The following is an 18,138-nucleotide window of genomic DNA, read 5'->3' as shown; positions in this document are numbered from 1 at the left end:
ACGCGCTTCAGGCGTCCAGCATCCTGCTCGCCAGCGCGTCGCGCACGTGTTGCGCCAGTTGCGCGCGGCGGTAGGGCTTGCCGAGCAGGCGCACGCCGTCATCGAGCCTGCCGCCGGTGGTGAGCGCGTCGCGCGTGTAGCCGGATGTGTACAGCACCGCCACGCCAGGCAGCTCGCGCTGCGCCAGCATCGCCAGTTCGATGCTCGACACCGGTCCCGGCATCACCACGTCGGTAAACAACAGATCGACCCACGCCCCCCTGCGCAGCATGGCCAGCGCGCTGGCGCCGTCGTGCGCTTCCAGCACGCAGTAGCCAAGCTCGTTCAGGGTCGCCACCGTGGTCGCGCGCACCTCCGCATCGTCTTCCACCACTAGCACCGTTTCGCCGCCGCCGACCACGTCCTGCTCGGCCGCGCCCATCTTGCTGATGGCGCGCTGCGCTGAACGCGGCAGGTAAATCACCACCGTGGTACCTTCGCCCGCCACGCTGTCGAGCAGGATGTGGCCGCCGCTCTGCTTGACGAAGCCGTAGGCCATGCTCAGCCCCAGGCCGGTCCCCTGCCCCACCGGCTTGGTGGTGAAGAACGGCTCGAACGCATGCGCCATCACCTCGGCATCCATGCCCTGGCCGGTATCGGCAAAGCTGAAGCGGATGTAGTCGCCGGGCGCCAGGTCAAGCGCGCCGGCATGCGCGGCGTCCACCGTCTCGTTGCGCAGGCCGATGGTGAGCACGCCGCCGCCGGGCATGGCGTCGCGCGCGTTGATCGCCAGGTTGATGACCACGTTTTCCCACTGGCCGGGGTCGACCAGGGTGTTCCACAGCCCGTCATCGGCGTCGATGCTGATGCGCACCGATTCGCCGAGCGCGCGTTGCAGCAGGTCGTCCATGGCCTGCAAGGTTTGCAGGGGGTTGAGCACCACCGGCTGCAGCGGCTGGCGGCGCGCGAACGCGAGCAGCTGCGAGGCCAGCTTGGCGCCACGGTCGACCGCCGACTGGATACTGTTCAAGCGCTTGTGCAGGCGCGCGTCGTCGCGGTTGGTCAGCTGGAGCAGTTGCACATTGCCGCCAATGACATGCAGCACATTGTTGAAGTCGTGCGCCACGCCGCCGGTCAGCTTGCCGACCGCTTCGAGCTTTTGCGAATGCTGGAGCGCATGGCGCGCTTCTTCCAGCGCCAGGCTGCGCTCGACTTCGAGCTGTTCGGCGAGCTTGCGTCCGGAAATGTCGCGCATGAAGGCGCTGATCACGAAGCCGGATGCCTGCGCAAAGCCGGCAATGGCCAGTTCGACCGGCACGCGGCGCCCGTCGCGGTGCTGCGCGCTCACATCGAACACGTTGCGGATCATGGTGCCGGCGCCGCTGGCGACCATGCGCGCAATCCCGGCGTTGTGGGCGGCGCGCAGTTCTTCCGGAATGATCAGGGTGGACAGGTCGTGCCCGATGGCGCTTGCCGCCGGCCAGCCGAACATAGCTTCGGCCTTGGCGTTCCAATCGGTGATGCGCCCGTCCGCGCCGACGGCGACGAAGGCGTCGTGCGAATGGTCGAGGATAACGCTGACCCGGTGCTGTTCGGCCGCCAGGCGCGTGTTCGCCTGGAGCAGGGTTTGTTCGTCGGCCTTGGCGCGCGTGATGTCGCTGTGGGTGCCGATGGTGCGCAGCGGATGGCCGGCGGCGTCGCGCGTGACCGCCATGCCGCGCGAGCGGATCCAGCGCCAGGCGCCGTTCTTGCAGCGCAGGCGGAACTGGCATTCGTACGACTGGTCGGTGCTGTCGACGTAGGCGTTCAGGGTGGCCAGCACGCGCTCGCGGTCCTCGTCGTGCATCAGCGCCTGGAAGGCGGCGTCGGTGGGCGCGATCTCGTCGGCGCCGTAGCCGAGCATTTCTTTCCAGCGGCGCGAATGGACGATGTCGCCGGTGCCCCGATTCCAGTCCCAGACGCCGTCGCCGGCGCCCTCCAGAGCGTACTTCCAGCGAAATTCGCTTTCTCTGAGCTGGCGCGTCATGTCGGCGGCCAGCGCCACGGCGCGCCCGCGACCGGAGGCGAGCGTCCACACCAGCAGCGCCAGCAGGGCGCCGGTGGCGAGGCCGATGACGGCGATGAAGTGCGGCCGGTCCGATCCCTGGCGCGCCTCGAACTGGGCGGCCGAGCGCATGTGCAAAATCCACGGCCGGCCGGCGACAACCACCCGCACGACGGTGGAAAAACGGGCCGGGCGCCGCATGTCGGCCGGCGTTTCGCGCGCCGAGCGGAATAGCCTGGCGCTGTCCGCGATCGCGTTGCCGTCGTAGATCGAGAGCATGATGTCGGCCGAGCGTTCGCCGCCCAGGCCGGCCATCAGGTCGTCCATGCGAAACGGCGCGCCAACCCAGCCGATGATGCTGGCGCGCCGCTCGGCCACGGTGGCGGCGGGGGCATCGCGCCGGTACACGGGCAGGTACATGACCAGCCCGGCCTGTTCGTTGCGGCCATCTTCCTGGATCAGGCGCACCTTGCCCGAGGCGGCCGACTGGCCGGTATCGCGCGCCCGTTCCATGGCGGCGCGCCGGGTCGGGTCGCTCAGCATGTCGAAGCCGAGCGCGCGCAGGTTCAGGCCGGTGAAAGGTTCGATGCGGGTAATGGTCGACAACACCGGCCGATCGCCCAGCGGATGGACGGTGTAGCCCGGGCTTTCGCGGCGGCGCGCGGCGGTATGTGCGTCGAGCTCGGATGGCGCGACCAGTTCGACCAGCGCAATTCCCTGGATGCCGGGATAGGTTTCCTCCAGCCGCAGCGAGGCGATGTAATCGCGAAAATCCGCGCTTTCGACCTTCATCGAGCCGAGCAAAAAGGCTTGGGTGCCGCGTTGGACTTGCTCGTAGTTGCCCATGCGCTGTTCGATGCGGCGCTCCATCTGGCGCGCCTCGAAGGCAAATTCGGCGTGCTGGCTATCTTCGAGCTCGGCGCGGGCAATTTGCCAGGCGAAAGATGTTGCAATAATGACAATTAGAAAAATCGTCAGTGCCAACACCGAGGGGGCGTATTTGCCATGGATGGCAGAGACGAGCGCACCACCTTGGCGCTTTTCTTCAGGTTGGGCAACGCTGGTCGGCATAGGCAGCTTCGAGAAGGAGAACTCGCATTATTAACCAAATGTGAGATTCTCCGAGGCAAAGTGTTGCAGTACACCTACTTTACGCGGGATGCGTCGTTGCCCTTGCAATGGCATGCCAATTATGCGGGCCGGGTGCCGATCAGGATCGGCTGGTAAAAGGCGTCGTCGATGCGGCGCACATTCTCAAACCCGGCTTCGCGCATCAGCGCGCACATCTTGTCGGTCGAGATGGCGTAGTAGCGCGAGCGCATCGCATGCGTTTGCACCGCCTGGCTCACCAGGTCTTCTTCGATGAAGTAAAAGGTCAGGTCGTAGTGTTCGCCGGCGAAATCCCAGACCTGGAACAGCACGTAGCGCTTGCCGTCTTCGGTGCGCGCGCCGTAGGGCTTGACGAGGTTGACGCCGCGCTCCTCGCGCTCGTAATCTCGCATCGACATCAAAAAGCCGCCGCCGGGCGCCAGGCAGGCGAACATCTGGCGCAGCGCGATGAGCAGGTCGTCATCGGTGAGCAGGTGCGGCAGCGAGTTGTCGCACGAAAGGACGATATCGAAACCGCCGCCATGGTGATCGTGGGCGCGGCGCATGTCGCACACCGACAAGCCGACGCTGGCGTTGGCGAGCATCGCTTCGCGCCGGGCGCGCTCGATCTCTTTTTCGGACAGGTCGGACGCGCTGACCGAAAAGCCGCGCTGGGCCAGTCCGATGGCCTGGGTGCCAATGCCGCAGGACACGTCCAGCAACTTGCGCTTGCCCGGCCATTCGGCGTCGATGAGCTTGCTAAGCTGCTCGCCCTGCAAGGCGACGCTGGCGTGCCAGTCCTGGTGGATCAGGTGGTAAAACGGCGTCAGGCGGTCGTAAAAATCGGACATGGAATCCTCGTCAATGGCGGAGCGCAAGCTCGTGGATAGACGAGAATAATATCATTCAGGCAAAGTTGATGGCCAGCATCATTCCACTGACACTAGCCAAGCAAGCATTTACGCCACTGCCCTGCGCGATTTTTTGTAGCGCCGTTTCAGGCAATGGACCAGCTTGGATAGATCCACCTTGGAGCCGTAGACGTCAATCTTGTTGTCGTTGCGCAGCCAGACATCCACATCTTGCTCAATCCACGACAAGGGCCAGTATTCGGCTTTTTCTTGCGGGAAGAAATGCACATGGCCGGGTTCACCAAATGCCGACGCCTGGACCGCAAAACGGTTCTCGGCCATTACTTCCTCGATGTCGTCCAGAAGACGCTGGGCCGGGACCTGCGTGGTGATCGTTAGCTTTGCCGGCAGTTCATCGTACGGAATCATGATGGTGGCCATGAACACCAAAGCCAGCAAGCCGAGCGGCGTAAAGCCACGCGCGGACGGCGGCAGCTGGAAAAACATGTCCTGCAATGTCCACATTGCTATGTAGAAACATATCGTCAAGGTGAAATGGTTCGCCGAACGATACGGCCACAGGTATCGCCACAGCGGGTGCATGCGCCTGGTCCGCGACACTGTAAATGGTGGTGCCTGGTGCTGAAACCGACGGGCCGAATGTTCGTACGAGGTGGACATGGGTAAACCCTTCATATGGTGGCATTTTCATAAGACAATGCGCAGCAAGAGAAAGTTCCCTCGTCCACCGGCTTTTTTGCTAATCCCCCGCGCGCCGCAAGGACGCGTCCTCATTCAAGGCATACGGCATCGCCCTTGCCCAGCGGTTGGCCGACAGTGAAAACGTCAACGCGCGCACCTGGTGATACCAGCCTGCCGGCACATACAGCATGTCGCCCGGATTGACGATCACCTCGATCATGGCAGCCTGGCGCGCCAGCGGGAATTTGTCGAAATCGGGCGCCTCGGGGTCGACCGGCGAACCAAACAAAATGGCATTGGCCTGGCTGGGATACAGGAATTCGTCGTGGTGCGGCGGCGCCAGGAAGATCCGCTTGCTGCCCCAGACCTGCGCGAAGATATTGTCGTCGTAGTCGCAATGGAGCGGCGTGACCGTGCCCGCCGGCCCGAGCCAGAAGCGCGGCGGCCCCATTTTGCTGAAGTACGCCGGCCAGTAGCACATGCTGTTCAATTCGCGCAATTCCAGATTGCCCAGGTAGGGCGGCAAGCCTTGCGTGCCGGCGGCGACCAGGTCCAGATACTCCAGCATGGACATATCGCGCATGGCGCGATCGGGCGCGAAAGCGGTGTTGATATAGTCGCCCACGCGCGCGCGCACCGGCACGTGGCTGAAGCGCTCGCGCAGTGATTGCGGGGTGAGGGACGACAATGGCCAGCGCGTGGCCACGCCCGTGATCAGGAATGGCAGCCCGTGCGCCGCGCGCGCGCGGAACGCCGCCGCATCGAGCACGCCGATGCGCGGCACTTGGTCGATGACCGGCAGCGCGCGTGCGACCCGCTTGATCGCTTCGCGCATGGCGTCGATCGACGTCACCCCACGCACCAGCGCATCGCGTTCCTCGCGCGCCCGCTTTTTGGCGGCGGCGTCGCCGGACCATGCCGATTCCGTCGCCAGCAGCGTTGGCGGCAGCCGTGGCGCCACGCGCGCAGGTAGTGGCTCCAGCTCGGGAACCACCGTATTCTTCTCACTTGACATAGACAATGCCCATCTTCCCGTTATGACTGTCGACGCGGCGGCGAACCGAAAAACCTGCGGTTCGCGCCGTGAGGCGACAGCATAACGCATGCGATGGCACTGTTCCACTTCTTCGTGGCGTGCAAGAGCCGCGTCAGCTCATGGCCGGCATCTTCTCAAGAAGCTTGTCGAGCGTGAGCGGATAGTCGCGCACACGCACGCCGGTGGCGTTGTAGACCGCATTCGCAATCGCCGCCGCCACCCCGCAAATACCCAGCTCGCCCACGCCCTTGGCCTTCATCGGCGACGACATCGGATCGGTCTCGTCGAGGAACACCACCTCCTGGTGCGGCACGTCGGCGTGCACCGGCACTTCATACCCGGCCAGGTCGTGATTGACAAAAAACCCGGTGCGCGTATCGACCACCAGTTCTTCCATCAGCGCCGCGCCCAGGCCCATCGTCATCGCCCCGATCACCTGGCTGCGCGCCGACTTCGGATTGAGGATACGCCCCGCCGCGCACACGGCCAGCATGCGCCGCACCCGCGTTTCGCCGGTGACGGCATCGACCGCCACTTCGACAAAATGCGCGCCAAAGGTCGACTGCTGGAATTTTTTGTCGAGGTCGCCGTACTCCATCGCGTCCTCGGCCACCAGTTCGCCGCCCTGCGCGGCTTGCGCCAGCGGCACGCTCTTGCCGCCCGCGCTGACGGCGCCGCCGGCAAATTGGGCCTCGGCCGGGTCCATCCCCAGCTTTTGCGCCACCGCCTCGCGCATCTTCATGCACGCCGCGTACACCCCGGCGGTGGAACTGTTGGCGCCCCACTGCCCGCCCGAGCCGGCCGATACCGGAAAGCGCGAGTCGCCCAGGCGCACCACCACCTTGTCGATCGTCACGCCCATCATCTCGGCCGCGGTCTGGGCGATGACGGTATAGCTGCCGGTGCCGATGTCGGTCATGTCGGTTTCCACCGTGACCACGCCCTTGCCGTCGAGGCGAATGCGGGCCCCCGACTTCATCACCAGGTTGTTACGGAAGGCGCTGGCCACGCCCATGCCGATCAGCCAGCGCCCTTCGCGCTTCTTGCCCGGCTCGGCACTGCGTTCCTTCCAGCCGAACTTGTCGGCGCCGCTGCGCAGGCAGTCGATCAGGCGGCGTTGCGAGAACGGCCGGCTCGGTTTTTCCGGATCGACCTTGGTATCATTGAGGATGCGGAAGGTGACCGGGTCGATCTTGAGCTTGTCGGCCATTTCGTCCATGGCGATTTCGAGCGCCATCAGGCCGGGCGCTTCGCCCGGGGCGCGCATCGCGTTCCCTTCCGGCAGATCGAGCACCGCCAGGCGCATTTTGGTCATGCGGTGCGCGCCGGCGTACAACAGGCGCGTTTGCATCACCGCCGTTTCGGGTTGACCGCCCGCCAGGTCGCCCGACCAGCTTTCGTGGCCGATTGCGCTGATCTTGCCGTCGCGCGTGGCGCCGATGCGGATGCGCTGGATGGTCGCCGGACGGTGCGTGGTGTTGTTGATCATCAGCGGGCGGCTCAGCGCCACCTTCACCGGCCGCTTGGCCGCGCGCGCGCCCAGCGCCGCCAGCAACGCTTCCGAGCGCAGGAACAGTTTGCCGCCGAAGCCGCCGCCAATGTACGGCGAAACCAGGCGCACGTTTTCTTTCGGGATGCCGAGCGTCCTGGCCAGGTCGCCGCGGGTCCAGTCGATCATCTGGTTCGCGGTCCACACGGTCAACTGCTCGCCTTCCCACGAAGCGATCGAGGCGTGCGGCTCCATCATCGCGTGCGACTGGTCCGGCGTGCGGTAGGTGGCGTCGAGCCGGACCGGCGCGCCGGCGTAGGCGCGCTCGAAGTCGCCCACCTTGGTGTCCGCATTCTCGCCCTTGGGCTCGGTGGCCGAGCCCTTGACCTTCGCGAGGTCATACGCGCCCTTCTCTTTTGCGTACGTCACCTTGACCAGGTTGGCGGCGGCGCGCGCCTGCTCGAACGTCTCGGCCACCACCAGCGCAATGGCCTGGTGGTAATGCTGGATGTCCGGCCCGGCGAGCAGTCTGGCGGTATTGAACTTGCCCTTGCCGAGGGCGCCGGCGTTGTCGGCGCTGATGACGGCGATCACGCCCGGCGCGCGCCGCGCTTCATCGAGCTTGATCGACGTGATGCGGCCCTTGGCGATGCCGGCGCCGACCACGTGGCCGTAGGCGGCGTTCGGCGCCGCTTCATGCTGCTCGTAGGCATAGGGCGCCGTGCCGGTGGTCTTGGCCGGGCCGTCGATGCGATCAAACGGACGGCCGAGCACCTTCATCTGGTCGATCGGATTGGTGGTGGCGGGTGTGGAAAACTTCATGGTCAGCCTTTCTTCGCATCCGCCAGCACCGCGTGAAGCGTGCGCTGGACCAGCGTGATTTTGAATGCGTTGTCGTGCGTCGTTTTGGCCCCTGCCAGCAACTGGTCGACGACGGCCCTGGCGCCGCCGGCCATCTTTTGCTCGGCCGCTTCGATGCGCCACGGCTTATGGGCCACCCCGCCGAGCGCCACCCGGCCGCCGCCGTCCGGCAGGATCACCGCCGCCACCGACACCAGCGCAAAGGCGTACGAGGAACGGTCGCGCACCTTGCGGTACACATGCGTGCCGCCGAGCGGCTTGGGCAAGGTGACGCCGGTGATCAGTTCACCCGGTTCGAGCAGCGTTTCGATGTGCGGCGTACTGCCCGGCAGGCGGTGGAAGTCGGCAATCGGAATCGTGCGCGCGGCGCCATTGGGGCGCACCGTTTCCACTTGGGCGTCGAGCAGGCGCATGGCCACGGCCATGTCGCTCGGATGGGTGGCGATGCAGGCGTCGCTGGCGCCGACAATGGCGTGCTGGCGGCTGAAGCCGCCGATGGCCGAACAGCCACTGCCCGGCTGGCGCTTGTTGCAGGGCTGGTTGGTGTCATAAAAATAGGGGCAGCGCGTGCGCTGCAGCAGGTTGCCGGCGGTGGTCGCCTTGTTCCGCAACTGCATCGAGGCGCCCGACAGCAAGGCGCGCGAGAGCACGGCGTAGTCGCGCCGCACCCGTTCATCCGACGCCAGGTCGGTATTGCGCACCAGGGCGCCGATGCGCAGGCCGCCGTCCGGGGTGGCGTCGATCTTGTCCAGGCCGAGGCCGTTGACATCGATCAGGTGGCCCGGGGTTTCGATTTCGAGCTTCATCAGGTCGAGCAGGTTGGTGCCGCCGGCAATGAATTTGGCGCCGGGGGAGCGCATGGCGGCGGACGCGGCGTCGGCGGCACTGGTGGCGCGCTGGTAGGTAAACACCTTCATGCCTGGCTCCCCGCGACCTCGGTGATCGCATCGAGGATGTTCGAATAGGCCCCGCAGCGACAGATGTTGCCACTCATGCGCTCGCGGATTTCCTCCGCCGACAGCAGCGGCCTGGCCATCAGGTCGGCGCTCACGTGGCTGGGGATGCCCTGCCTGATCTCGCTGAGGACCGAGACGGCCGAGCAGATCTGCCCCGGCGTACAGTAGCCGCACTGGTAGCCGTCATGCTTGATGAAGGCGGCCTGCATCGGGTGCAGCTTGTCCTTGTTGCCCAGGCCTTCGATGGTGGTGATGTCGGAACCCTCATGCATGACCGCCAGGCTGAGGCAGGAGTTGATGCGGCGGCCATCGACGATGACGGTGCAGGCGCCGCACTGGCCATGGTCGCAACCCTTCTTGGTGCCGGTCAGGTGCAGGTTTTCGCGCAGCACATCGAGCAAGGTGGTGCGAGTGTCGACCTCGAGCGCGTGGCGCTTGCCGTTGACCTGGAAGGCGACCTTGTTGGTCACCGGGGCGGCGGCGGGCGTGGCGGCAACCGCCCCCGCCGCGCCGGCCGCACCCGGCACGCCGGCCGCTGTCACGCTGATGGCCCCGGCGATTAACAGTTCCCGCCTCGATAGTTTGATGTCGCTGAACTCGTCCATGTGTTGGCATCCTTTGAAGGCGTTGAATGATGTGTTGCGCTTACGTAAAACGTGCAATTTATCAAGAATGCCCGGCATGCATGGATTGGTCTGTTAGTCGACGCACGCTCGTGCGATAAACTGGTTTGAGCGCTTGGGCAACGCCCTCGGCCACAGGGCAATGGTGGCGGCAAGCGGTTCCAGCGCTAGCGCATTTTGTTTTTTCTTAACAACACTTAGTCCTGTAAGCACGGGAAATAATCATTTCCTATGCGCATTAATGAACTTGCGATACCATTTGTGCTTACTTAACAATCACAACAAGCCGTCCGGGCGCGACGCCCCTGCGGCCAGCCGCTGTCGGCCGATCGCCCGACACGCCCGCATGCCTTTACCCTACCCCGCTGTGGACGACAAGCCAGTCGGCGGGGCCGAGGTATCGGACCTCCCGTGCAGCCGGGACACCCGGCCGTGCCGCGTGCGCGCAGGCTGTTTTCCCGTGACGAACAACAAGGATGTCAATGACTTACCCCATTTTGGATTTACCATCGCTGACCCAGCATGAGCTCGGCAGCGCCGCGCCGCTGACGTTCGACCCGTTCTACGAGAACGTCGACTTGACCCCATGGGACGAGCTGGCCAGCGTAAAAAGCAACCAGGTCGGCGCGATGCAGCACGACCTGTTTTCATTTACTGCGGTCAAGGGCGTCACCTACTATGTGTTCAGCACCAGCTACCTGGAACCGACCCGCATCATCGTGTACGACAATCTCGGCCGCCCGATCGGCGCCGACAATGAGACGGATGGAAGCTCAGGCATGCACTATCTGCCCAGGTTGTTCGCCGAGTACTCGGGCACGATGTATGTCGACGCCGGCTGGAACCAGGGCCAGACCGAGCTTGGCCTGGCGGTGTCGCTCAAAGTGTTTGGCGACGTCGATACCAAGAACGTCGCCCCGCCACCCGTGCTGCCGCCCGTGAGCACGATGACGGGCACCGCTTGGGCCGACCGTTTCGTCGCCACCCGCGCCGAAGACCTGATCGATGGCGGTGGCGGCATCGATACCGTCGCCTATGCCGGCACGCGCGCCTCGTACAACATCATCAAGGACGGCGACAAGGTGCGCATCTGGTCGATTCCCGACACCAAGGACGTCGATACCCTGCGCTCCGTGGAAAAACTGAGCTTCTCGGATGGAAGTTACGACATGCAGTATGGCGACCTGACCCAGTCGCTGTATGTCGCCTACTTCGGCCGCGCGGCCGATGTCGGCGCCCTGAAGAGCTTCCAGTCCCAGCTGGCCGCCTTGGGCGCGCCCGCCAACGTCAACGACTTCAGCGCGCGCTACGCCAAGGATGCCTCGGTGAAGAACCTGATCGATTCCTTTGGATTGAGCCACGAATCGAAAGCGCTGTACTCGGGCGACAACAAGGCCTTCGTGAAGGCCATCTACAACAACCTGTTGAGCCGCGACGCGGACCAGGGCGGCCTCGATTTCTGGAGCAATGCGATCGACAGCGGTTCGCTCACGCGCGCCAACGCCTCGCTGTCGATCCTGGCCGGCGCGCAGGGCAACACCAGCGCCCAGGGGCTGGCAGACGCGCTGCTGCTTCAAAAGAAGATCAGCGTCGCCGCGAACTTTACCCTGGCGCTGGAAACGTTCGACAAGGGCAACCGCTATGACGGCGACTTCGCGGCCGGCATCGCGCGCAAGCTGCTCGGGGCAGTCACGACAACGACCGATGCGTTCGATTTCCAGGACGATGTGATTGATGCGATGTTCGCCCTGCCGCCGCCACGTGGCGTGCCCGACCAGGCAAGAGAGATGCCGTTCGCTGCGCATGAGGCGCTGCGCGACGCGCCGGTCATCGAACTGACCGGGGTCGGCGGCATTGCGGACGCGTTCATGTTTGCCTGAGTGCGCGGCAAGTGAGGGTGCCGAGAGGATGGTGACTGTACAGGGAATAGAAGCGCTTGCCTTGCAAGGCAAGCGCATTGACTTCACTTACCTGGATGACTTCTTCTTGCCTGTCTTTCTCGTCGACTCTGGCTTGCTGGCCGACTCTGGCTTGGCCGGCGCCTCTGGCTTGGCCGCCCCCTCTGGCTTGGTCGCCGCATCATACAGCGGCGTCACGCGCGGCTGCATCGCGGTCAGCGAGGCGATCCGGGTAGAGTCGGACGGGTGGGTCGACAAAAACTCGGCGTTGCCGGCGCCGCCCGATGCGGCTGCCATCTTTTCCCACACCGACATCGCCGCGCGCGGATTGTAGCCGGCGCGCGCCGCCAGTTCCAGGCCCATGGTGTCGGCTTCCGATTCATGCTCGCGCGAGTTCGGCAAGGTGAACAGGTAGTGGGTCGCCTCGCTGGCGACCGCGACCTGCAAGCCCTTGCTCGGGGCCAGCACGCCGGCCAGCGCGGTCAAGCCACCGGTGGCCTTGGCCTGCGACATGCGTTCACGTCCGTGCTCGCGCAAGGCGTGGGCAATTTCGTGGCCCATGACCATCGCGATTTCATCGTCGGTCAACTTGAGCTGGCGGATCAGGCCCGTGTAAAAGGTAATCTTGCCGCCCGGAGCGCAGGAAGCGTTGAGCACCGGCGCGTCGATCAGCGCCAGCTCCCATTTCCAGTCCTTGGCATCATCGCGGAATACCGGCACCTGCACTTGCAGGGCCTTGGCGATACGCGCCACGCGATTGTATTCGGTGCCTTTGGTCACCAGGCGACCTTCGCTTTTTGCCTTCTGGTTCTGGTTGCTGAAACTGGACAGCGCCATCGCATCCACTTCCGAGGCCGACACAAGCATCATCTGGGAGCGGGTGACTCCCACGGCTCCGGGCTTGGTGCTGGTGGCGCAACCGGCCAGGGCCGCAACGGCGATCACTGTCAGGCACAGCTTGGTTTGCATGGTGTTCAACATTTTTACTACTCCGAGTTACACAAAGAATTGCCTATGATAATAGTTTCTTATGCAGATGTCATGATTTTTATCAAGATCAATGATATATTTTATATTAATGTCGTTTTTATCAACACGTTGGTCCCTGTTCAGACTAAATCATCACGAAATCGGCTGTTGGACACGCAGGCTTACCAGTGCTTACACTTGCTAACAGCTCATTAACAAGAAAGACATATTTCTATCTAGAAATTGAACGATACTCGTGGAATACTGAACCGAAGCGAGCGACATGCCGGGCATGGCGCTTTCCCTGACGAACGACAAGGACACCACCATGGCCTACCCCACTATCGATTACCTTCCCTCCTTGACCGCGCAACAGCTTGCCCAAGCCCATACGCTGACGCTCGCCACGTACGTTCCGACCAGCGCCACCTCGTCGTGGGACCAGTCGGCCTCGGTGTACACCAGCGCCCCTTACGCGAGCCTGGACGACCTGTATGCGTTCACAGCCGTCGAGAACGCCACCTACGATATTTTCAGCTTCAGCTTTTTCGACCCCTTCCTGATCACGCTGTATGACAAGTCGGGCAAGGCGATCGCGGTCGACAAGGAGAGCGACAGCGGCTACGGAAACGATTTCCTGTCCAAATTCGTCGCGCCGTATTCGGGCACGGTGTACGTCGACGCGGGATGGCACCAGGGCTCGGCCGATGTCAACCTGGGCGCCTCGCTGAACATTTACGCCGACCTCGACACCATACCGAAACCGACCAACACGCTCACCGGCACCGATGGCGCGGACGTCTTCGTCGCCACCAAAAGCAGTGACCTCGTCAACGGGCTGGGCGGGGTCGACACCATGGTCTACCAGGGCAAGCGCGGCGATTACGACATCGTCAAAAGCGGCGCCGAATTGCTGGTCTACTCGCTGGTGAGCAACGATGGCGTGGACAGCCTGCGCAACGTTGAAAAGCTCTCCTTCTCCGGCCAGGTGACCGACATCCGCCACAGCGACCTGGCCCAGGCGCTGTACGTGAGCTATTTCGGACGCGCGGCCGACACGGGCGGCCTGAAGGGCTTCCAGGCGCGCCTGGGCGAGCTCAATGCACCGTCCAGCGCGGCCGAACTGAGCGCCCGCTACAACAGCGACCCGGCCGTCAAAGTACTGATCGACTCGTTCGGCTCGAGCGCCGAGTCGAACGCGCTGTACTCGGGCGACAACAAGGCCTTCGTGCGGGCGATCTACACCAACTTGCTCGGGCGCGAGCCGGACCAGGGCGGCCTCGATTTCTGGACCAATGCCATCAACGCCGGCGCGCTCACGCGCGCCAATGCCTCGCTATCGATCATGGCCGGGGCGCAGGCCAACAGCAGCACCCAGGGCAAGCTGGACGCCCTGCTGATCGGCAACAAGATCAGCGTGGCCTCGAACTTTACCTACGGCTTGGAAACCGAAGACAAGGTCGGCGCGTACAACGGCCTGGGCGCGGCCGCCGTGGCGCGCGAGCTGCTCAAGCAGGTCAGCGCCAGTACCGACGCGTTCACCTTCCAGACCCAGGTGATGAAAGCGGTAAACTCCTTGCCGACCTCGACCGGCGGCCTGGCCAGCCCGGGCGATGCGCCGGCCCTCGCGCAACCGGACGCACCGGTCATCGCCCTGAGCGGCGTGGACAGCCACTCCCCCGCTTTCGTGTATGCCTGATTGACGCCTTACTCTCCTGTGCCGGCCCGCGCCGGCACAGGCATGCCCACCTTCGCCGCGCGCACATCACCGGCAAATAGTTAACAAAAACAAATACCTGTTGCCGATTGAGCATAAAATCCGCTACACTCGCCGGTTAAGATTGGTGAGCGAGGCATCCACAGCGGCGCCCGAGCTGCCGACGCCCCTGCTGTTTTGCCCGATCAATCCCCGTCTGCGTGAAGGACGGGCTGCCCTTCCCCAACGACCACCATGACCTACCTGACCATCGACACCCTGCCCGACCTGAGCGCGGCGCAAATGAACAGCGCTCCCTTGCTGACCTTTTACCCGATCCGCTACGACGGCTACTCGTTCGACTGGGACGAATCGGCCAGTTTCCGCAGCGACGGGACGCACCTGCTGTTCAATGACGTGTATTACTTTAACGGGATCGCCAACATCCCCTACGACATCTCCAGCGACAGTGCGCGCGATCCGTCGGGCATCACCGTGTACGACATGGCCGGCAATGCGATCGCCGTCGACCGCGAACTGGGCTACGATGAGGCCTACCCCAGCGACCTGTTGATCAATTTTATCGCGCCGTATTCGGGCAAATTCTATGTCTCCGCGGGCTGGAACCAGCTCAGCACCAACATGACCACCTCGCTCACCGTGTACGCCGACATGAACCGGCCGGCGAAAGCGCCGCAGCGGATCACAGGCAACGACCTCGACGAGACTGTCGGGTACGGGAGCAGCGTGGACGACCTGATCGATGGCGGCGGCGGCATCGACCAGGTCGTGTTTTACAATCCGCGCGTCAATTACACCATCCTGCGCAACGGCAATACCACCAGCGTGACCTCGATCCTGCGTAACGAGGGCAACGATGTCCTGTCGAATGTCGAAGTGCTGCGCTTTTCCGATATCACGGGCAAGACGACCTTTCTCGACATGACCTATGTCGACCTGGCCGAATCGCTGTACATCGGCTACTTCGGGCGCGCCGCCGATGTCGGCGGCCTGAACAGCTTCCAGGCCCAGCTGGCCGCGCTGAAAGCCCCCACCACCGTGAGCGGCTTGAATGCGCGCTACGGCACCGATGCCGCGCTCAAGAGCCTGGTCGACTCGTTCGGCGCCAGCGCCGAATCGAACGCCCTGTACGGCGGCGACAACAAAAGCTTCGTGACCGCCATCTATGCCAACGTGCTCAACCGGGCTCCCGACCAGGGCGGCCTCGATTTCTGGAGCAAGGCCATCGACACCGGCAGCCTGACGCGCGCCGGCGCATCGCTGGCCATCATGGCCGGCGCGCAGTCGAACAACACGCCACAAGGCCAGGCGGATGCCCAATTGCTGGGCGTAAAAATCAACGTGGCGAGCAATTTTACCTATGCCCTGGACATGGGCAACCTGGGCGGCGCGTACAACGGGGCCGGCCCGGCGGCCGCCGTGCGCACCATGCTCGGCTCGCTCAGCGCCAGCACCGATGTCCTCGCTTTCCAGCCGATGGTGCAACAGGTGATCGGCAAGATGGCCAAGCTCCCCGGCGTGCAAAGCCCGATCCAGGACCTGGCGCCGCCTGACGCCGGGCACGCACCGGTATTGCTTACCGGCATAGACAGCAGCGACAACAGCGCCTTCCTGTTCGCCTGATCCCCTGTTTCACCCCCGCGCCGACGCCGTCCGGCGCGGGGAATGCCCGCCTCACCCCCCGCTTTTGTTTTCTTTTCGCCATCTTTATTCCCGCAACTCGTCAATGCCCGCGCCCGGTACGTTACAATCGCGGGCGCAGTAGTCGTACACCCCGGCCGTAAAGAAGCTGCCTGGGTGGCATCTTAAAAACATAAGACTTTAAGCGAGACAATTGAATGAGCCTTTTCCGAACGAAAAATCTGGACGCCATGGTGGCGCAAAGCCGCGCCGCCGGTGGCTTGAAGAAAGTGCTGGGGCCGCTTGACCTGGTACTGATGGGCATCGGGGCCATCGTCGGCACCGGTATTTTCGTGCTGACCGGCACCGGCGCCGTGACGGCCGGCCCGGCCCTGACCCTGTCCTTCGTGATCGCCGCGATGGCCTGCGGTTTCGCCGCCCTCTGCTACGCCGAATTTGCCTCCACCATTCCCGTGGCCGGCTCGATCTACACCTACAGCTACGCCACCATGGGCGAAGTGGTGGCCTGGATGATCGGCTGGGATTTGCTGCTCGAATACGGATTGGCCACCTCGGCCGTGTCGGTCGGCTGGTCCGGCTATTTCCAGTCGCTCATCGGCGGGCTCGGGATCAAGCTGCCGGTCGCGCTCACGGCCGCGCCCGGATCGATTCCCGGCGTCGAGACCCTGTTCAACCTGCCGGCCATGATCATCATGCTGCTGCTCACGGCCATGCTCTCGTTCGGCGTGCGTGAATCGGCCCGCATCAACAGCGTGATGGTGGTGATCAAGATCGGCGTGGTGCTGCTGTTCATCGTGGTCGGCGCGCGCTATGTCGAGCCGGCCAACTGGCAGCCCTTCATGCCATTCGGCATGAACGGGACGATGAGTGCGGCCGCGCTGGTGTTTTTCGCCTTCATCGGCTTCGATGCGGTGACCTCGGCGGCGGAAGAAGTCAAGCGCCCCGAGCGCGACCTGCCGATCGGCATCATCGGCTCGCTGGTGGTGTGCACCATCCTGTACGTGATCGTCTCGGCCATCATGACCGGCATCGTGCCTTACCAGCAATTTGCCGGCGTCGATCACCCGGTCTCGCTGGCCCTGCAGTTCGCCAAGCAGAACTGGGTCGCCGGCTTCGTCGACCTGGGCGCGATCCTGGGCATGACCACCGTGATCCTGGTGATGACCTACGGCCAGACCCGCGTGATTTTCGCCATGTCGCGCGACGGCTTGCTGCCGCAGCGCCTGGCCAAGATCCACCCGAAATACGGCACCCCGTTCTTTGCCACCTGGATGGTCGGCATCGTGTTCGGCCTGATCGCCGCCGTGGTGCCGCTCGGCGTACTGGCCGAGCTGATCAACATCGGCACGCTGGCCGCGTTCTGCCTGGTGTCGGTGGCGGTGATCGTCTTGCGTCGCACCCGTCCGGACCTGCCGCGCGCCTTCCGCTGCCCCGGCGTGCCGGTGGTGCCGGGACTGGCGATCATCTTCTGCGTGGCCCTGATGACCTTCCTGAGCAAGACCACCTGGATCGCCTTCGGCATCTGGCTGGCGATCGGCCTGGTCGTGTACTTCGCGTATTCGCGCCGTCACTCGCTGCTCAATACCGACAAGTAAGCCTGGCGTGGCGCGCTTGCGCCATGCCGGTAACAAAAAAGCCCCTGGAATCAGGGGCTTTTTTGTTACCGGCATGGCGTGCGAGCCGTTGAGCGGGTCATCGACCCAGTTTTCTTGGAATCAAAAATTGCTGATACGATATCGGGTGCCCGGCGACCTGCTACTTCGGCGGCAAGCGCTTTTGCGGCGGCAGCAGCTTGCAGATTTCCGCCGGCAGCGGCACCGATTTTTCGGCTGGAAAATTGACCCACACGATCTTGGCGCCGCCTTCGGCGTGCAAGACGCCCGGATTGCCGTCGGCGCCGACCATGCGGATCTGATGGAACATTTCGAAACTGGAGCGTCCGGGCGGCCCGACGAAGGTGCTGATCTCGATCTCGCCCGGGTACTTGAGCTGTTTCAGGAAGGAACAGTGGGCGTTGACGATCACCGGGCCCTCGCCCGCCGGATCGGGGGTGCAGGCAATCTCGTCGAACCAGGAAATGCGGGCCTGTTCGATATAGCGAAAGTACACGGTATTGTTGACGTGGCCCATCGCATCCATGTCGCCCCAGCGGATCGGCATGCGCAGGGTATGGACCAGGGTCGGCTGAAGAGTGGTGGCAAGTGTATTAGTCATGGCGCGATCTTACCATCGGCGCGGCTGTGCGTGCCAGCATGGCTGGCGCCGGGGCGCCATGGCGCTTCT

Annotated in this window: 13 protein-coding genes; 4 read left to right on the top strand and 9 right to left on the bottom strand. The window is 63.9% G+C overall.

Going from position 1 to position 18,138, the window contains the following annotated elements:
• Window positions 1-7: 7 nt before the first annotated feature.
• From F0185_RS07880 to paoA, 7 genes are all read right to left on the bottom strand, one after another.
• Complete coding sequence (locus F0185_RS07880) at window positions 8-3,094, bottom strand: CHASE domain-containing protein (RefSeq protein ID WP_167223201.1); 3,087 nt, start codon at window positions 3,092-3,094, stop codon at window positions 8-10.
• 119 nt (window positions 3,095-3,213) lie between these two features.
• Window positions 3,214-3,963 (bottom strand): class I SAM-dependent methyltransferase, encoded by a 750-nt coding sequence (locus F0185_RS07875; protein WP_167223199.1) that lies wholly within the window; start codon window positions 3,961-3,963, stop codon window positions 3,214-3,216.
• Between the two features lie 108 nt (window positions 3,964-4,071).
• Entirely contained in the window at window positions 4,072-4,566 is a 495-nt protein-coding gene (locus F0185_RS07870) for a hypothetical protein (RefSeq protein WP_167223197.1), read from the bottom strand.
• A 157-nt stretch (window positions 4,567-4,723) separates the two neighbouring features.
• Window positions 4,724-5,680, bottom strand: a complete 957-nt coding sequence (locus tag F0185_RS07865; RefSeq protein ID WP_167223195.1) for a cupin-like domain-containing protein — start codon at window positions 5,678-5,680, stop codon at window positions 4,724-4,726.
• 133 nt (window positions 5,681-5,813) lie between these two features.
• Window positions 5,814-8,012, bottom strand: coding sequence for an aldehyde oxidoreductase molybdenum-binding subunit PaoC (gene paoC / locus F0185_RS07860; protein WP_167223193.1), 2,199 nt, complete (start codon window positions 8,010-8,012; stop codon window positions 5,814-5,816).
• Window positions 8,013-8,014: 2 nt separating this feature from the next.
• Window positions 8,015-8,968 (bottom strand): FAD binding domain-containing protein, encoded by a 954-nt coding sequence (locus tag F0185_RS07855; protein WP_167223191.1) that lies wholly within the window; start codon window positions 8,966-8,968, stop codon window positions 8,015-8,017.
• Window positions 8,965-9,612: an aldehyde dehydrogenase iron-sulfur subunit PaoA gene (paoA, locus tag F0185_RS07850; protein ID WP_167223189.1), complete on the bottom strand. Its 648-nt coding sequence runs from the start codon at window positions 9,610-9,612 to the stop codon at window positions 8,965-8,967. The genes F0185_RS07855 and paoA overlap by 4 nt, the downstream gene beginning before the upstream one ends.
• A 500-nt stretch (window positions 9,613-10,112) precedes the next feature.
• Between paoA and F0185_RS07845 the strand changes: the two genes are divergently transcribed.
• Entirely contained in the window at window positions 10,113-11,510 is a 1,398-nt protein-coding gene (locus F0185_RS07845; protein ID WP_167223187.1) for a DUF4214 domain-containing protein, read from the top strand.
• Between the two features lie 87 nt (window positions 11,511-11,597).
• Here F0185_RS07845 and F0185_RS07840 read toward each other — a convergent pair whose 3' ends face one another.
• Window positions 11,598-12,509: a M48 family metallopeptidase gene (locus F0185_RS07840; RefSeq protein ID WP_223164475.1), complete on the bottom strand. Its 912-nt coding sequence runs from the start codon at window positions 12,507-12,509 to the stop codon at window positions 11,598-11,600.
• A gap of 316 nt (window positions 12,510-12,825) precedes the next feature.
• On the opposite strand from F0185_RS07840, the gene F0185_RS07835 reads away from it, so the two are divergent.
• The 3 genes from F0185_RS07835 to bcaP all read left to right on the top strand — a co-directional run bounded on the left by F0185_RS07835 (window position 12,826) and on the right by bcaP (window position 17,450).
• Window positions 12,826-14,196 (top strand): DUF4214 domain-containing protein, encoded by a 1,371-nt coding sequence (locus F0185_RS07835; protein ID WP_167223185.1) that lies wholly within the window; start codon window positions 12,826-12,828, stop codon window positions 14,194-14,196.
• Between the two features lie 252 nt (window positions 14,197-14,448).
• Complete coding sequence (locus tag F0185_RS07830) at window positions 14,449-15,837, top strand: DUF4214 domain-containing protein (protein WP_167223183.1); 1,389 nt, start codon at window positions 14,449-14,451, stop codon at window positions 15,835-15,837.
• Window positions 15,838-16,052: 215 nt separating this feature from the next.
• On the top strand, window positions 16,053-17,450 hold the full coding sequence (gene bcaP / locus F0185_RS07825; protein WP_167223181.1) for a branched-chain amino acid transporter BcaP: 1,398 nt from the start codon (window positions 16,053-16,055) through the stop codon (window positions 17,448-17,450).
• Window positions 17,451-17,610: 160 nt separating this feature from the next.
• Here bcaP and F0185_RS07820 read toward each other — a convergent pair whose 3' ends face one another.
• Window positions 17,611-18,069 (bottom strand): acyl-CoA thioesterase, encoded by a 459-nt coding sequence (locus tag F0185_RS07820; RefSeq protein ID WP_167223179.1) that lies wholly within the window; start codon window positions 18,067-18,069, stop codon window positions 17,611-17,613.
• Window positions 18,070-18,138: the final 69 nt, after the last annotated feature.

Source organism: Massilia rubra, assembly GCF_011682065.1.
Lineage (GTDB): Bacteria > Pseudomonadota > Gammaproteobacteria > Burkholderiales > Burkholderiaceae_D > Telluria_A > Telluria_A rubra.
This window is presented reverse-complemented; position numbering and strand designations above follow the sequence as displayed.

Excerpts from the sequence above, each read along its gene's own strand:
- F0185_RS07880 (WP_167223201.1), bottom strand. The coding sequence starts at position 3,094 with ATGCCGACCAGCGTTGCCCAACCTGAAGAAAAGCGCCAAGGTGGTGCG.
- F0185_RS07875 (WP_167223199.1), bottom strand. The coding sequence starts at position 3,963 with ATGTCCGATTTTTACGACCGCCTGACGCCGTTTTACCACCTGATCCAC.
- F0185_RS07870 (WP_167223197.1), bottom strand. The coding sequence starts at position 4,566 with ATGCACCCGCTGTGGCGATACCTGTGGCCGTATCGTTCGGCGAACCAT.
- F0185_RS07865 (WP_167223195.1), bottom strand. The coding sequence starts at position 5,680 with ATGTCAAGTGAGAAGAATACGGTGGTTCCCGAGCTGGAGCCACTACCT.
- paoC (WP_167223193.1), bottom strand. The coding sequence starts at position 8,012 with ATGAAGTTTTCCACACCCGCCACCACCAATCCGATCGACCAGATGAAG.
- F0185_RS07855 (WP_167223191.1), bottom strand. The coding sequence starts at position 8,968 with ATGAAGGTGTTTACCTACCAGCGCGCCACCAGTGCCGCCGACGCCGCG.
- paoA (WP_167223189.1), bottom strand. The coding sequence starts at position 9,612 with ATGGACGAGTTCAGCGACATCAAACTATCGAGGCGGGAACTGTTAATC.
- F0185_RS07845 (WP_167223187.1), top strand. The coding sequence starts at position 10,113 with ATGACTTACCCCATTTTGGATTTACCATCGCTGACCCAGCATGAGCTC.
- F0185_RS07840 (WP_223164475.1), bottom strand. The coding sequence starts at position 12,509 with ATGTTGAACACCATGCAAACCAAGCTGTGCCTGACAGTGATCGCCGTT.
- F0185_RS07835 (WP_167223185.1), top strand. The coding sequence starts at position 12,826 with ATGGCCTACCCCACTATCGATTACCTTCCCTCCTTGACCGCGCAACAG.
- F0185_RS07830 (WP_167223183.1), top strand. The coding sequence starts at position 14,449 with ATGACCTACCTGACCATCGACACCCTGCCCGACCTGAGCGCGGCGCAA.
- bcaP (WP_167223181.1), top strand. The coding sequence starts at position 16,053 with ATGAGCCTTTTCCGAACGAAAAATCTGGACGCCATGGTGGCGCAAAGC.
- F0185_RS07820 (WP_167223179.1), bottom strand. The coding sequence starts at position 18,069 with ATGACTAATACACTTGCCACCACTCTTCAGCCGACCCTGGTCCATACC.